15 protein-coding genes and 1 riboswitch are annotated in these 14,190 nt (G+C 62.6%); of the genes, 10 read left to right on the top strand and 5 right to left on the bottom strand.

Annotation, left to right across the window (positions count from 1 at the left end; translation table 11 throughout):
• A partial coding sequence (locus NKI20_RS13830; RefSeq protein WP_352831252.1) for a DUF1344 domain-containing protein occupies positions 1–152 on the bottom strand: 152 nt, incomplete at its 3' end.
• A gap of 276 nt (positions 153–428) precedes the next feature.
• Here NKI20_RS13830 and aroC point away from each other — a divergent pair.
• Both aroC and ribB read left to right on the top strand, forming a co-directional pair.
• Complete coding sequence (aroC, locus tag NKI20_RS13825) at positions 429–1,538, top strand: chorismate synthase (RefSeq protein ID WP_352831247.1); 1,110 nt, start codon at positions 429–431, stop codon at positions 1,536–1,538.
• A gap of 118 nt (positions 1,539–1,656) precedes the next feature.
• Complete coding sequence (gene ribB / locus NKI20_RS13820; RefSeq protein ID WP_352831245.1) at positions 1,657–2,757, top strand: 3,4-dihydroxy-2-butanone-4-phosphate synthase; 1,101 nt, start codon at positions 1,657–1,659, stop codon at positions 2,755–2,757.
• Between the two features lie 41 nt (positions 2,758–2,798).
• On the opposite strand, the gene NKI20_RS13815 is transcribed toward ribB, so the two are convergent.
• Positions 2,799–4,022 carry an MFS transporter gene (locus NKI20_RS13815; RefSeq protein WP_352731174.1) on the bottom strand — a complete coding sequence of 408 codons (1,224 nt, stop codon included), beginning with the start codon at positions 4,020–4,022 and terminating at the stop codon, positions 2,799–2,801.
• Positions 4,023–4,143: 121 nt separating this feature from the next.
• Between NKI20_RS13815 and NKI20_RS13810 the strand changes: the two genes are divergently transcribed.
• Together NKI20_RS13810 and NKI20_RS13805 are read left to right on the top strand one after the other, a co-directional pair.
• Positions 4,144–4,752 (top strand): TetR/AcrR family transcriptional regulator, encoded by a 609-nt coding sequence (locus NKI20_RS13810; RefSeq protein WP_352831242.1) that lies wholly within the window; start codon positions 4,144–4,146, stop codon positions 4,750–4,752.
• Between the two features lie 94 nt (positions 4,753–4,846).
• Entirely contained in the window at positions 4,847–5,830 is a 984-nt protein-coding gene (locus NKI20_RS13805) for a hypothetical protein (RefSeq protein WP_352608993.1), read from the top strand.
• Here the strand turns inward: NKI20_RS13805 and bluB are convergent, their stop codons facing one another.
• Positions 5,831–6,577, bottom strand: a complete 747-nt coding sequence (bluB, locus tag NKI20_RS13800; RefSeq protein ID WP_352487354.1) for a 5,6-dimethylbenzimidazole synthase — start codon at positions 6,575–6,577, stop codon at positions 5,831–5,833.
• Between the two features lie 48 nt (positions 6,578–6,625).
• Positions 6,626–6,805: riboswitch (cobalamin riboswitch) on the bottom strand.
• Between the two features lie 121 nt (positions 6,806–6,926).
• On the opposite strand from bluB, the gene NKI20_RS13795 reads away from it, so the two are divergent.
• The 6 genes from NKI20_RS13795 (at position 6,927) to NKI20_RS13770 (ending at position 11,924) form a co-directional block, all read left to right on the top strand.
• Positions 6,927–7,853 carry a histone deacetylase family protein gene (locus NKI20_RS13795; protein WP_352831240.1) on the top strand — a complete coding sequence of 309 codons (927 nt, stop codon included), beginning with the start codon at positions 6,927–6,929 and terminating at the stop codon, positions 7,851–7,853.
• Positions 7,854–7,856: 3 nt separating this feature from the next.
• A complete protein-coding gene (locus NKI20_RS13790; RefSeq protein WP_352608991.1) occupies positions 7,857–8,108 on the top strand; it encodes an exodeoxyribonuclease VII small subunit in 252 nt (83 codons plus the stop codon).
• 99 nt (positions 8,109–8,207) lie between these two features.
• Positions 8,208–8,474 (top strand): DUF2277 domain-containing protein, encoded by a 267-nt coding sequence (locus NKI20_RS13785; protein WP_023759114.1) that lies wholly within the window; start codon positions 8,208–8,210, stop codon positions 8,472–8,474.
• Between the two features lie 38 nt (positions 8,475–8,512).
• Positions 8,513–9,433, top strand: coding sequence for a pirin family protein (locus tag NKI20_RS13780; protein ID WP_352831238.1), 921 nt, complete (start codon positions 8,513–8,515; stop codon positions 9,431–9,433).
• Positions 9,434–9,576: 143 nt separating this feature from the next.
• Positions 9,577–11,490: a 1-deoxy-D-xylulose-5-phosphate synthase gene (gene dxs, locus NKI20_RS13775; protein WP_352831236.1), complete on the top strand. Its 1,914-nt coding sequence runs from the start codon at positions 9,577–9,579 to the stop codon at positions 11,488–11,490.
• A 149-nt stretch (positions 11,491–11,639) separates the two neighbouring features.
• Positions 11,640–11,924, top strand: coding sequence for a hypothetical protein (locus tag NKI20_RS13770; protein ID WP_352831234.1), 285 nt, complete (start codon positions 11,640–11,642; stop codon positions 11,922–11,924).
• Between the two features lie 107 nt (positions 11,925–12,031).
• Here the strand turns inward: NKI20_RS13770 and NKI20_RS13765 are convergent, their stop codons facing one another.
• Both NKI20_RS13765 and NKI20_RS13760 read right to left on the bottom strand, forming a co-directional pair.
• Positions 12,032–13,180, bottom strand: coding sequence for a GNAT family N-acetyltransferase (locus NKI20_RS13765; protein WP_352831231.1), 1,149 nt, complete (start codon positions 13,178–13,180; stop codon positions 12,032–12,034).
• Positions 13,177–14,172, bottom strand: a complete 996-nt coding sequence (locus NKI20_RS13760; protein WP_352831229.1) for a sterol desaturase family protein — start codon at positions 14,170–14,172, stop codon at positions 13,177–13,179. The genes NKI20_RS13765 and NKI20_RS13760 overlap by 4 nt, the downstream gene beginning before the upstream one ends.
• Between the last annotated feature and the right edge of the window lie 18 nt (positions 14,173–14,190).

The following is a 14,190-nucleotide window of genomic DNA, read 5'->3' as shown; positions in this document are numbered from 1 at the left end:
GTCTCGGCATTCAGCTTGTAGGACTTGCCGTCATCCAACGTCAGCGTCAGCGCGTCCTTGTCGACCTTCTTGATCAAACCTTCGGTCTGGCCAGCGAAAGCAGCGGTTGAAAGCAGCAGTGTGGCGGCAATGGCGCCATTCAGGGTACGCATAGTCGTTCCTCTTTGTCATTGCACCGGCATGGCGGCGGGCGTTCAACGGCGGATGGAGCAGAGCAGAAACCAACCGAATGTGTCAAAACTAAATCCGCCAGATCACAGTTTGACCCCTGTGAAAAACGCCAATAGAAGCAGACTACAGCGCCGCGCGGCCTCATGGACGCGCAAAGGACGCTGTAGCACTTTTGATTGCGCATGATCCTTTCCGAACGTCGCTTCGATTTTCGGGTCATGCGTCAAGCCGGCTCCGCTGCCGGGCAGGGTCATTCTATGTCTCACAACACGTTCGGCCACCTTTTCCGCGTCACCACCTGGGGTGAAAGCCATGGCCCGTCGCTCGGCTGCGTCGTCGATGGTTGTCCGCCCGGCATCCGCTTCACCCAAGCCGAAATTCAGGCTGAACTCGACAAGCGTCGGCCGGGACAGTCACGTTTCGTGACGCAGCGTCGCGAACCAGATGAAGTGAAGGTGCTGTCCGGCTTCATCCTCGACGAGGACGGCGAGACGATGATCACCACCGGCACGCCGGTGTCGATGCTGATCGAGAATGTCGACCAGCGCTCGAAGGATTATGGCGAGATCGCCCGTCAATATCGGCCCGGCCATGCCGATTACACTTATGACGTCAAATACGGCGTGCGCGATTATCGTGGCGGCGGCCGCTCCTCGGCCCGCGAGACGGCCGCGCGGGTGGCAGCCGGTGCCTTGGCGCGCAAGGTTGTGCCCGGCGTGGTGGTGCGCGGCGCGCTGGTGTCTATGGGCGAAAAAGCAATAGACCGCGCCAACTGGAACTGGAATTTCATCGGCGACGCGGAAAATCCGTTCTTCACCCCCGATCCGGCTTCCGTTCCCGTCTTCACTAGATATCTCGACGGCATCCGCAAGGCGGGGTCCTCGGTCGGTGCCGTGATCGAGATCGTCGCCGACGGCGTTCCGGCAGGCCTGGGCGCACCGATCTACGCCAAGCTCGACCAGGACATCGCGTCTGGCCTGATGTCGATCAACGCGGTCAAGGGCGTCGAGATCGGCAACGGCTTTGGGGCCGCCCGCATCACCGGCGAGCAGAATGCCGACGAGATGCGCATGGGCAATGATGGCAAGCCGGTGTTCCTGTCCAACAATGCCGGCGGTATCCTTGGCGGCATCTCGACCGGCCAGGCGATCGTCGCCCGTTTCGCCGTCAAGCCGACCTCCTCGATCCTGACGCCGCGAAGATCGATCGACAAGGACGGCCACGACGTCGAGATCATGACCAGGGGCCGCCACGATCCATGCGTTGGCATCCGTGCCGTGCCGATCGGCGAAGCAATGGTTGCCTGTGCGATCGCCGACCACTATCTGCGGCATCGAGGACAGACGGGAAAGGGAATAGGGGAATAGGGGAATAGGGGAATAGGGGACTATGTTGCGCTCTTAGCCCGGCTAGCCAAATCTTTTTGCTTTTCCCTACTCCCGTACTGCCCTACTCCCTTATTCCCTGCGAGCGAAGCGAGCACTTATGCCTTACGACCAGAAGAAAATCGTCGAAGCCCTGCGCGCTTTCGAACGCGGCGAGATGGTCGTCGTCATGGACGATGACGGGCGCGAGAACGAGGGCGACCTGATTGTTGCCGCCGTCCATTGCACGCCGGAAAAGATGGCGTTCATCGTTCGCCACACCTCCGGCATCGTCTGCACGCCGATGCCGCGCGAGGAAGCCAAGCGGCTGAACCTTGCGCCGATGGTCGCCGACAATGATTCGGCGCACACCACCGCTTTCACGGTCAGCGTCGATTTCAAGCATGGCACCACCACGGGCATTTCGGCCGACGACCGCACGCTGACCGTGCGCAACCTCGCCAACGGCAATGTCGGCGCCTCCGATTTCGTCCGGCCAGGCCACATCTTTCCGCTGATCGCGCGCGAAGGTGGCGTCCTGATGCGTTCGGGCCATACCGAAGCGGCGGTCGATTTGTGCAAGCTCGCCGGCCTGCCGCCGATCGGCGTCATTTCCGAACTGGTCAATGACGACGGCACCGTCAAGCGCGGCCCGCAGGTGCAGGCTTTCGCCGAAGAGCATGGCCTGAAGCAGGTTTCGGTCGCCGACCTCATCGGATATCGGCAGCGCAAGGAAACGCTGGTCGAACGCGTCGCCTGCTCGGAAATCGACACGCTCGGCGGCAAGGCGCAGGTCTTCACCTACACGCTGCCATGGGACTCCATGCATCACGTCGCCGTCGTCTTCGGCGATATCCGCGATGGGGAAGAGGTGCCTGTGCGCTTGCATTCCGAGGATGTGGTGACCGACGTCTTCGGCACCAGCCATCGCCTCGACGCCATCATGAAGGCGATGGGCGAGCGCAGGCGCGGCGTCATCGTCTATCTGCGCGAGGGCTCCGTCGGCGTCGCCCACCAGGAGCGCAAGCGGCCGGCGAGCGGCGACCGCGAGGATCATGAAGAGGCGCGCCGCCGCGAAAACGAGTGGCGTGAGATCGGGCTCGGTGCGCAAATCCTCAAGGATCTCGGCATTTCCTCGATCAATTTGATTGCCTCGCGCGAACGACACTATGTCGGCCTCGAAGGTTTTGGCATCCATATCGCCAAGACCGAGATTCTCTGAGCGCTGGCCGGTAGCTCCCGGCCTTAACCCAGGCCCGTCGATCATTCCGCAGGAATGGCGGCGGTTTCGCACCCGTCCATGTCACATTCTCGCGTAGCAAGGCTGCGCTGGCCAAGCAGCACCGTGGCCAGCGCGATTGTGCCTGAAGCAACCGAGACCCAGAACCCGTTCTGAGCGCCGAATGCGTCCACCACCGCACCGGCGGCGAAGGAACCAAGAGCCATGCCGATGCCGATGCCGGTCATCACCCAGGTGATGCCTTCGGTCAGCATTGCTTCCGGCACGTGTCGTTCAATCAGGCCGAAGGCGGTTATGAAGGTCGGCGAGATCGCAACGCCGCTGATGAACACGGTCAATGCCAGCAGAGGCACCGTGTCGGCGGTAAGCGGCAGCAGCGTGCCAAGCGCGACGAGGGCGACTGCGATGGCCAACTGGCGTTGCAGCGGTGCTTGCAGGTTGAGCGCGCCGACGATGATGCCCAGTACGAACGACCCGAGCGCATAGACGCCGATGACCAAGCTGGCGGCCGCCGGTTGCCCAAGCTCTTTGGTGATCGCGACGGTGCTCACTTCCGTCGTCGCGAAGGTTGCGCCGACGAAGATCAGGGCGAAGGTGATGATCTGAACCGGTCGCAGGCGGATTGCGGAGCCGCCAGAGCCCTGTTCCACCGGTCGCACTTGCGGCTCGGTCGAGCGTTGCAGGATGAAGGCGATCGATCCGAATGCGAGAAACAACGTGCTCGCCACCATGCCCGCTTCCGGGAACAGGGCGGCACTCAAGCCCACCGACAGCGATGCCCCGGCTATGTAGACCAGTTCGTCGGCCGCCGACTCGAAGGCGAACGCGGTGTTCATCTGAGGCCGCCCGCGAAAAATTTCGGTCCAGCGCGCGCGCACCATTGCCGGGATGCTTGGCATCGCCGCCGCCAGCAGTGCCGACACGAACAGCATCCACACCGGCCAGTCTTGGTTGGCGGCCGCAACCAATACGACGAAAGCCAGCACCGAAATGATGGTGGTGGGCACTACGATCCGCGTCTGGCCAAGGCGATCCACCAGTCTCGATATCTGCGGCGCCAGGAAAGCGTTGGCGAGCGCGAATGTCGCGGCGACGGCGCCGGCCAGCCAATATTCGCCGCGCGTCTGCGACAGCATTGCCACGATACCGATTGGCGCCATGGCGATCGGCAGGCGCGCTATGAAGCCCGCGGCGGCAAAGCCCTTGGTTCCGGGGGCACGAAAGATCTCCGAATAGGGATTTTGCATGGGTTGGTTCCTCGACAAAGCACGATTCGACAATTACATACGATGCGTATGAATGTTAAATAGAGCATACGCCGCGTATGTCAATTGGCATACGGTTCGTATGTGGATAGGGCCAGGAGCCATGCACAAACCCCGCAAGGAGATGATTGCCGAGACGCGTGCCAAGCTGATCGCGGCAGCCCGCCATGCTTTCGGCACGATCGGCTATGCCGAAGCCTCGATGGATGATTTCACCGCATCGGCCGGGCTGACTCGCGGCGCGCTCTATCATCATTTCGGCGACAAGAAGGGCCTGCTGCAGGCGGTCATCACCGAAATCGACGGCGAGATGGCGGCACGCATCGATGAGGTCGCGTCGAGAGCGCCGACCCGCTGGCAGCATTTTGTCGACGAATGCACGACCTATATTGAGATGGCATTGGAGCCGGAAATCCAGCGCATCATGTTCCGGGATGGCCCGGCCGTTCTGGGGGATCCGGCACAATGGCCGAACGCCAATGCGTGCATCGCTTCAATGACCGGCCATCTGACGGCGCTTCAGGAGGAGGGGGTCGTAGTCTCCAGCCTCGACCCCGAAACTGCCTCGCGGCTGATCAATGGGGCGAGCAGCCAGGCGGCGCAACGGATCGCCAATTCGAACGACCCCGAAGCGACGTCGAAGAAGGTGGTGGTGGCGTTCAAGCAACTGCTCGAAGGCCTACTCAAAAGGCCAGGTTCGCAACCGAACTGAAATCCCATCGGTGGCCCGGCGCCGCGGCCGGCAATTGACAATCGCCGGGTTGGGTCCATCCTCTTTCACCACCTCTGAGGGGGAGATTCGGGGCATGTGGGATTTCGATATCGGCAGGTCGGTGTCCATCATGATGCGGACCTGGCCGTTCATTGTCTTTCGCATGATCGTCTATTTCGGCATCACACTGGCCTACATCATGGCGACCGGCACGGGCGCCTCCGTCGGCTATGGCGTCGGCCACATCTCCACCGATCCCGACGGGCCGATGTCCTTTGCCTTGTGGGGCGGGGTGGTCGGTTTCGGCATCGTCTCGATCGCCGTCTACTGGATCCGCGAATACATCCTCTATGTCGTCAAGGCCGGCCACATCGCCGTGATGGTCCATCTGATCGACGGCCGTGACATTCCCGGCGGCCAGGACCAGATCGCCTACGCCAAGGATATCGTCACCCAGCGTTTTGCCGAGGCCAACATCCTTTTCGTCGTCGATCAGCTGGTCAAGGGCGCCATCCGGGCCATCACCGGCCTGCTCGGCGGCATCGCCGCCTTCCTGCCGATCCCGGGTTTGAGCGGTCTGGTCTCCTTCATCAACACGGTGATCCGCCTGTCGCTGACCTATGTCGACGAGATCATCCTCGGCTACAACATTCGCATCAATTCGTCCTCGCCGTTCGAGACGGCGCGCCAAGGCGTCGTGCTCTATGCCCAGAACGGCAAGGTGATGGTCAAGAACGCCGTCTGGCTGGCGGTCATCATGTGGGGCGTATCCTTCGTTATCTTCCTGCTGATGCTGGCGCCGGCCGCCGCCATTCTTTTCCTGATGCCAGGGCAATTGGCGGGCTGGGCCTTCGTGCTAGCCATCGTCTTCGCCTGGGCCTTCAAGGCGGCGTTCATCGAGCCCTTCGCCATCGCTTGCCTGATGCAGGTCTATTTCAAGACCATCGCGGGCCAGGTGCCAGATCCGGCCTGGGACACCCGGCTGGCGGAGGCGTCGTCGAAGTTCAGGGAACTCAAGGACAAGGCGCTGGCCTCCTTTGGCGGCTCGCGCTGGGGACCGGCCGGCGCGACACCCTGATCAGCGAGGGCTCGACGGCGCGGCAGAAACGGTGTTGAGGCGCGCCACGGTCGATTTGAGCAGCACTTCACCTTGCCCGGAAAACGTCTCGCTCATGATCAGTTCCGGCAGCGGCAGCCGCCGTCCCCAGCCATGCGTTTCAAGGTCAGGTTTTGGCGCGAACTCCGAGACGCGGCCGACGCAGAGATAGGCGACCGGGGTCACATGCTCCGGAATAGAAAGCAGGCCTTTCAGCGCTTGCGCCTCGATGATGCTGACCCAGCCGACACCGACGCCTTCGGCGCGCGCCGCCAGCCAGAAATTCTGCACCGCGCAGACCGTGCTATAGAGGTCCATCTCCGGATTGTGCGAGCGTCCCAGTGGCGAACCCTTCGAACGCTCGCGATCGCAGGTGATGCAGATGTTGAGCGCGCTTTCGCAAATGCCTTCCAGCTTGAGTTTGCGGTAGAGCGCCTGCCGCTCTTCCGCAATGGCGGGCAGTTCCTGCTGGCGCGCCGCCAGGAACAGGTCGCGCACCTTTTCCCGTCGCTCGGCATCGCGAATGACGATGAAGTTCCAAGGCTGCATGAAGCCGACCGACGGCGCGTGATGGGCGGCAAGCAGCAGCCGCGCCAGCACCTCATCGTCGAGCCCGGTGGGCAGGAAATGGCTGCGGACGTCGCGCCGCGTGAACATGGCGCGATACACCGCATCGCGCGCATTCTGCTCAAATCCATCGCCAACAGCAGCGGTCATGTGTTCCGGCATCGCTTGTCCCCTTGCGATTGCAATCGATGCCAACCGCCTGACCATGCGGATGACGATGCCTGCCAGGCCGGTCTTCTGGCTCGGGATCAACCCGCGTCCGGTGCCTTCCCGTCATCGACAGTGGCATATACCGGCGCGGTCCCCCTTACAGCGTTGGGCACGCCACGGAATTCAACCGTGTTCCCGATTCTCCCGCTTGCGGCGGGCACCAGGCAGTGTCACGGACCTTACGCCGAAGCGCGGACGACGCCAATGCCTGCAGCGACGCGAATGGACGCAGGCGCGATTTTCCCCAGTCATCGGCCGCCCGTGCATGGCCTTTGCCGATCCGGGTCACTAGATTAGGACGATGGCTACCCGTCTCTATACCCATCCGATCTTCCTTGAGCACCTCACGCCGCCCGGCCATCCCGAGCGGCCGGACCGCTTGCGCGCCATCGAGCGCGTGCTGGACGACGAGGCTTTTGCCGCGCTCGATCGTATCCAGGCGCCGGAAGGCGACGAGGCCACCATCCTCTATGCTCATCCCGCCGATTTCGTCGCCCGCGTGCGCGCCGCCATTCCCGACGAGGGAATCGCCCGCATCGATGCCGACACCACCGCCAGCCCGAAGAGCTGGCAGGCGGCGATCACCGCAATCGGTGCGGCCAATGCAGCCGTCGACGACGTCTTTGCAGGCCGCGCCGACAATGTCTTCGTCGCGGCGCGGCCGCCCGGCCACCATGCCGAAAAAACCACGGCGATGGGTTTTTGTCTGTTCAATACGGCGGCGATCGCGGCGCGTTATGCGCAGAAGAAGCATGGTATCGAGCGTGTTGCCGTCGTCGACTGGGACGTGCATCACGGCAACGGCACGCAGGATATTTTCTGGGACGATCCGTCGGTGCTCTATTGCTCGACGCACCAGATGCCGCTCTACCCCGGCACCGGCGCGAAGAACGAAACCGGTGCCGGCAACATCGTCAACGTACCGCTGGCGCCGCAGACCGGCAGCGAGGTGTTTCGCGATGCCTTCCTGTCACGCGTGCTGCCGGCGCTCGACAATTTCGCGCCCGACCTGATCATCATTTCGGCCGGGTTCGACGCACATCACCGCGATCCGCTGGCCGAGATCAACCTGACCGAGGACGATTTCGACTGGGCGACCGGCCAGCTGATGCAGCGCGCCGCGCGTCACAGCGGCGACCGGCTCGTCAGCCTGCTCGAGGGTGGTTACGATCTGCAGGGATTGGCATTTTCGGTCGCCGCCCATGTCGGGCGACTGATGAAAGGATGAATGATGGCCGGTGAGACCAACGACGATGTGAAGGCGATGAGCTTCGAACAGGCACTCGACGCGCTGGAAAAGATCGTCGATGATCTTGAGCGTGGCGACGTGCCGCTCGATCAGTCGATCAAGATCTATGAGCGCGGCGAAGCGCTGAAGGCGCATTGCGACCGGCTGCTGAAGGCAGCCGAGGACAAGGTCGAGAAGATCAGGCTGTCGCGTGACGGCAAGCCGGTTGGAACGGAGCCGCTCGACGCGGACTGAGGGACGCAGCCGTCTCACCGACTTTTTGGACACGATCATGATTGAGCATAGAGTTCGTCTTGATTGAAACAGCTCAGGACAAGAGGAGATACGGAAACGATGTGCAGAAACATCAAGACCCTGTTCAATTTTGATCCGCCCGCGACCAACGACGAAGTCCGCGACGCGGCACTTCAGTTTGTCCGCAAGCTGAGCGGAACGACGCGGCCTTCGAAGCAGAACCAGCATGCCTTCGACCACGCGGTCGAAGCCATCGCGGCATCGGCGCGCGAACTGCTCGATTCACTCGAAACCCATCAGCATCCTCGCAATCGCGAGGAAGTGGCGGCCAAACTAAGGGCGAAATCGGCGATCCGGTTTGCCTGAAGCGTCCAGGCTGCCTCTGGCGCTGACAAGGAGAGTGCATGAGCTTCTTCCCGGGGAAAGACCCAGGGGCCGGCGACGCCTTCGCCAGCGACCAGATCGAACTGATGGTCATCCCCAACGCCAAGGATATTGGCGGTTTCCAGGTTCGCCGCGCCCTGCCGACCGCCAAGAGGCGGTTGGTCGGCCCGTTCATCTTCTTCGACCGCATGGGCCCGGCCATCCTGCGCGCCGGCCAGGCGCTCGACGTACGCCCGCATCCGCATATCGGTCTGTCGACGGTCACCTATCTGTTCGACGGCAATATAAGGCATCGCGATTCACTCGGCACCGAAATGGTCATCCAGCCCGGTGACGTAAACCTGATGACCGCCGGCCGCGGCATCGTCCATTCTGAGCGCACCCCTGAAGAAATGCGCGGTGCGCCGATGTCGATTTCCGGCCTGCAGACCTGGTTGGCGCTGCCAGACGGCAAGGAAGATGTAGCCCCGGTTTTCGAGAACACCACAGCACTCCGGTTGCCCGAGATCGACGCCGAGGGCGTTAGCGGCCGCATTGCCATTGGTGATTTCCAAGGGCTGCGATCCCCGGTCAGGGCCGACACAGAGACACTCTATGCCGATCTGCGCCTGGCGCCAGGCGCCAGCGTGAAGATCCCCGCCGATGCGGAAGAACGAGCCATCTACACACTGGAAGGCGAGGTCTCGATCTCGGGCGACGCTTTCCCGGCCGAACGGCTGCTGGTGTTTCGGCCCGGTGACGAGATCGTCGTATCGTCGCAGACCGGCGCGCATTTCATGCTGTTCGGCGGCGCTTCGCTCGGCTCGCAGCGCTACATCTGGTGGAATTTCGTCTCATCGTCGAAGGAACGCATCGAGCAGGCCAAGCACGAATGGAAGACGGGACGTTTCGATATTGTTCCCGGAGACGAGGAAGAGTTCATTCCGCTGCCGGAAAGCTGATGCATGTTGCCCGAAAGTGACCCGGTTCTGGGAGAACGGCATGCATCAAACCAAGGACCGCAGCCCGATCCGCGTCACTGACGTGCATTTACATTCTCCGGCCGGCGGCCTATTTCGCCAATGAACAGAAAGCCTGAGCACCCGTGAACGCAACGCCGCATACGCCGCTTCTCGACAAGGTCCGCATCCCAGCCGACCTGCGCACGCTTGCCGAAAGCGAGCTGCCGCAATTGGCAGCCGAGCTTCGCGCCGAGCTGATCGATGCCGTCTCCCACACCGGCGGCCATCTTGGCGCCGGCCTTGGCGTGGTCGAGTTGACGGTGGCGCTGCACTATGTCTTCAACACCCCCGATGACCGGCTTATCTGGGACGTCGGCCATCAGGCCTATCCGCACAAGATCCTGACCGGCCGCCGTGACCGCATCCGCACATTGCGCCAGGAAGGGGGCCTGTCGGGCTTCACCCGCCGCGCCGAGAGCGAGTACGATCCCTTCGGCGCCGCCCACTCCTCGACATCGATTTCGGCCGGCCTCGGCATGGCTGCCGCTCGCGATCTCTCCGGCGGCCGCAACAATGTCATCGCTGTCATCGGCGACGGTGCGATGTCTGCCGGCATGGCCTACGAGGCGATGAACAATGCCGGCGCGCTCGATGCGCGGCTGATCGTCATCCTCAACGACAACGACATGTCGATCGCGCCGCCGACCGGCGCGATGAGCGCCTATCTGGCGCGTCTGGCTTCGGGCAAGGCCTATATCGGCCTGCGCGATTTCGGCAAGAAACTGACGTCCTATCTCGGCAAACGCGCCGACCGCGCGATCACAAGGGCGGTCGAGCATGCACGCGGCTACGTTACCGGCGGCACGCTGTTCGAGGAGCTCGGTTTCTATCACATCGGCCCGATCGACGGTCACAATCTGGAGCATCTGATCCCGGTCCTGAAAAATGTCCGCGACAATGGCGAAGGCCCCGTGCTGATCCATGTCGTCACTCAGAAGGGCAAGGGCTACGCGCCGGCGGAAGCCGCCGCCGACAAATATCACGGCGTCAACAAATTCGATGTCATCACCGGCGCGCAGGCCAAGGCGCCCGCCAACGCGCCTGCCTACACCAAGGTGTTCGCCGAAAGCCTGGTAAGGGAAGGCCGCGAGGATGACCGTATCGTTGCCGTCACCGCTGCCATGCCGAGCGGCACCGGCCTCGACCTGTTCGGCGAGGCATTCCCGTCGCGGACCTTCGATGTCGGCATCGCCGAACAGCACGCGGTGACCTTCGCAGCCGGCCTTGCCACCGAAGGCTATAGGCCGTTCGCGGCGATCTATTCGACCTTCCTGCAGCGTGCCTACGACCAGGTCGTCCACGACGTCGCCATCCAGAAATTGCCGGTGCGGTTTCCCATCGACCGGGCTGGTTTCGTCGGAGCCGACGGCGCCACCCATTGCGGCGCTTTCGACACCACCTTCCTGGCAACCTTGCCGGGGTTTGTCGTCATGGCCGCTGCCGACGAGGCGGAGCTGCGCCATATGGTGCGCACCGCGGCGAGCTATGATGACGGCCCGATCGCCTTCCGCTATCCGCGCGGCAACGGCGTCGGCGTGGACCTGCCGGAGCGCGGCTCGGTTCTCGAAATCGGCAAGGGCCGCATCGTCAAGGAGGGCACCAAGGTAGCGCTGCTGTCCTTCGGCACGCGACTGCAGGATTGTCTGATCGCCGCCGAGGAGCTGGGTGCGGCCGGGCTTTCCACCACGGTCGCCGATGCCCGTTTCGCCAAGCCGCTCGACGAGGACCTGATCCGGCGGCTGGCCCGCTCGCATGAGGTGCTGGTGACGGTGGAGGAGGGCGCCGTCGGCGGCTTTGCCAGCCACGTGCTGCAGTTCCTGGCCCACGAAGGTCTCCTAGAAAGCGGCTTGAAGGTGCGTCCGCTGGTGTTGCCCGACGCGTTCACCGATCACGCCAAGCCGGAAAAGATGTACGCCGATGCTGGGCTCGATGCGGCGGGCATCGTGCGCACCGTGTTCGTCGCGCTCGGGCATGTGGTTCGCGCACAACGCGCCTGAATCAAAGTCTCAACGATTTGAATCAGTTGGCCGGCCCACGACCTTAACGCGTTGTTTACGCTGCCGTTTGGCCTTTCGCTTACCGTCTCTCTTGGTCGTTTTTCAACGGCGCCCTGCTAAACCGTTGACCAGGCAGGGAGACAACAACAATGAAAACGCTTCTGTGCGGCGTAGCGCTTTGCACCCTCATCGTCGTGCCGGCCGCCGCCGAAACGCGCTACGATCGCAGCCTCGAAAAGGCGGCCATGGGCATCGTCGCCGGCAAGATGGGCGATATCCGCGGCGGCTTTTCCTACAAGCAGGTGCCGCAGCTCGTGGTCGTGCAGGGCGTAGCGCCGGCCATGAGCGAACGCCCACGCGAGGAAGCCACGGGCAAGCCGGACGACGGTCTGTCGCCCGCCGTGGAACGGCAGGTTTCGCGAACCATTTTCTAAATTGGAGGCCAGAGGGCCTGGAGTTGCTTAAGAAGGCACGATGGGTGTCGGTCCATCGCCAGATGCCTTTCCATGACGCTTGCCGTTATGCAGCCGATCTGAAAAGGCTATTCCTCGGCCAGCTCCGCTTGTTTCGGCGGCTTCCCGGAGCGCCATGATTTCGTGGCGTGGCGGGCGCGGTCGGCCAAGATGGCGAGGCGTCCGCGAAGGCTTCGCCCACCCATCACCGATGACAAGATCACCGAGTGCGTCGAAAAGCGGCGCTTGAAATCCTCGCCGCCGCAGAGAAAGTCGACCGTGGTCAGGCCCTGGTCAAGCGACCACTGGATATAGTCCATCATCAAGACCATGCCCGGCGAGGCCCGCTCGAAGGACGGGTCATAGGTCGTGACGAAAGCCATCATCGTCCCGTGCTGCTCGAAATTGATCGAGACGGCGATGATCGCGTCGTCACGTTCGAGCACGAAGATGCGCAGCAATCCGAGCGCGGCCAGGACGGAGACCAGTGCCGCCAGAGCGGTGGAGCCTTCGTCGAAGAGATCCGAAGCGCGGCCGTGCTTTGCCAGCCACAGCCGCTTCAGCGCCGCGACGCGCTCGAGCACCTGCTCGCGGTCTTCGTGCGCATCCATCAGGCGGAAGCGCAGCTTGCCGCCTTCCTCCATGAATTTGCGGCCACGGCGATAGTTTTGCCGGGTTTTTTTCGATTGGCTTTCGAACCATTGCGCGCCGCCTTGCCAGGTGCCAACGACACGATGGCTGATCTCGCTGCGGTGGTTTGGCTGCAAGATCGAGCCGCGGCCTGGGGCGGCGGAACCGAGCAGGGCGTGGAATCGGGCATCCGGCAACAAACGATTCAGATAGACAAGGTCGAAGCCACCATCGTCGAGAATGCGTTGCCAGAGCTGCGATAGAATCAACGGGTCGCAGTCGGGGGCGAGCAACACGTCGCCATAATCGCTGTGATCTTTCGCCGCCCATTCCAGGATACGGACACCGGAGCGCTTGAAGGTCGCAAGCGCAATGACGGCCTCGAGGCGCTTGCCGCTCCAGACCAACCCGATCCTGAGGCCGCGCCGGTCCTGATGCGGCGTCGTGCGCCACCAGGCCGAGATCCAGTCCGGATGCTGGAAAACAAGGCCGCCGGCGCGTTGCCAGAGCGCCGCCCAGGCCGGCGCTATTTCTGCCAGGCGCGCGGCCGAAGTCGCGACTTCGATCTGGTGCGTTTGCGGCAGCCGGCACACGACAGGCCCGTTCAAGGCTTGCCCCTTTGCGGCGATTGCCGTGACTCCGGCTTTTCAGTGCGGAGGTATCTGGCGATCAGCCGCCAAATCCGCTTCAGCGGCAGGATATAGAGGCCTGAGAGCGACTGGTACTCGCGCACGTTGCGTTCGATCAAACCGAACTTGAAGTCCTCGTCCGGTCTGGGGACGCATAGCGTTCCGAACAGTCGGTCCCAGAACGAGAAGAGCAGCCCGAAGTTCTTGTCGTAGTGGCGCGGGTCCGTGCTGTGATGCAACTGATGCCAGTGCGGGCATAAGATCAGGTTGTTCAGCGGCCCAAAGGAAATCTTGAAATGCGTGTGCCTGACGAAATCCATCATCAGGATGTTGCGTATGATGTAGACGTTGACGCCGAAGATCGTCAGTTCGACGAGGTTCAACGCGACCAGCGACCAGATGCCGAAGCAGATGCCGGGAATGACGCCGTCCCAAGCCCGGTTCATCAATTCGTCGAGCGGGTGGACGCGGTCCTTGGTTATGCCGACCATCACTTCGGCCGAATGGTGCACCTTGTGCAGTTCCCAAAGCACCGGATAGCGATGCTGGGCGACATGATAGAGATAATATGAGATGTCGTAGGCGAGCAGCATTGTGATGGTGAATATCGTTACCGTCACCGGTCCTGCCGGACCGTCGATCAGAGGCGCTTGGATCGGAAGGAAGGTCGTGAGCAGCCAGTTCGTCGCATAACCGACGGCGCTGACGAAGACGATGCCGGCAGGCAGCATGAGGAACGGCATCAGGGCCTTCCTCGTCACCCAGAACAGAAGGTCGGCTCTCGCCGAGGGATGAGTGACGACCTCGTGCGGGATCGCGAACTCGAAGAATTCTTTCCAGCTCTTTTTCTCGACCGTGCGCCAATAGGCGACGAGGGCGCTGACCAAAGCGGTCAGCAACAGAAGTCCGGTCGCCAGCAGACCGGCGCCGGAAATCCGGTCAAGCACCTTGTAGACGATTTCGCTGGCCATTTCCAAGATTGCCGCCTC

Source organism: Mesorhizobium sp. M0830 (assembly GCF_040319965.1).
Classification (GTDB): domain Bacteria; phylum Pseudomonadota; class Alphaproteobacteria; order Rhizobiales; family Rhizobiaceae; genus Mesorhizobium.
The sequence above is the reverse complement of the archived record's forward strand: the minus strand, read 5'-3'. Positions and strand labels throughout refer to the sequence as shown.

What these genes read in the sequence shown, in the direction of transcription:
- aroC (WP_352831247.1), top strand. Translation starts at nt 429, where the DNA reads ATGTCTCACAACACGTTCGGCCACCTTTTCCGCGTCACCACCTGGGGT.
- ribB (WP_352831245.1), top strand. Translation starts at nt 1,657, where the DNA reads ATGCCTTACGACCAGAAGAAAATCGTCGAAGCCCTGCGCGCTTTCGAA.
- NKI20_RS13815 (WP_352731174.1), bottom strand. Translation starts at nt 4,022, where the DNA reads ATGCAAAATCCCTATTCGGAGATCTTTCGTGCCCCCGGAACCAAGGGC.
- NKI20_RS13810 (WP_352831242.1), top strand. Translation starts at nt 4,144, where the DNA reads ATGCACAAACCCCGCAAGGAGATGATTGCCGAGACGCGTGCCAAGCTG.
- NKI20_RS13805 (WP_352608993.1), top strand. Translation starts at nt 4,847, where the DNA reads ATGTGGGATTTCGATATCGGCAGGTCGGTGTCCATCATGATGCGGACC.
- bluB (WP_352487354.1), bottom strand. Translation starts at nt 6,577, where the DNA reads ATGCCGGAACACATGACCGCTGCTGTTGGCGATGGATTTGAGCAGAAT.
- NKI20_RS13795 (WP_352831240.1), top strand. Translation starts at nt 6,927, where the DNA reads ATGGCTACCCGTCTCTATACCCATCCGATCTTCCTTGAGCACCTCACG.
- NKI20_RS13790 (WP_352608991.1), top strand. Translation starts at nt 7,857, where the DNA reads ATGGCCGGTGAGACCAACGACGATGTGAAGGCGATGAGCTTCGAACAG.
- NKI20_RS13785 (WP_023759114.1), top strand. Translation starts at nt 8,208, where the DNA reads ATGTGCAGAAACATCAAGACCCTGTTCAATTTTGATCCGCCCGCGACC.
- NKI20_RS13780 (WP_352831238.1), top strand. Translation starts at nt 8,513, where the DNA reads ATGAGCTTCTTCCCGGGGAAAGACCCAGGGGCCGGCGACGCCTTCGCC.
- NKI20_RS13770 (WP_352831234.1), top strand. Translation starts at nt 11,640, where the DNA reads ATGAAAACGCTTCTGTGCGGCGTAGCGCTTTGCACCCTCATCGTCGTG.
- NKI20_RS13760 (WP_352831229.1), bottom strand. Translation starts at nt 14,172, where the DNA reads ATGGCCAGCGAAATCGTCTACAAGGTGCTTGACCGGATTTCCGGCGCC.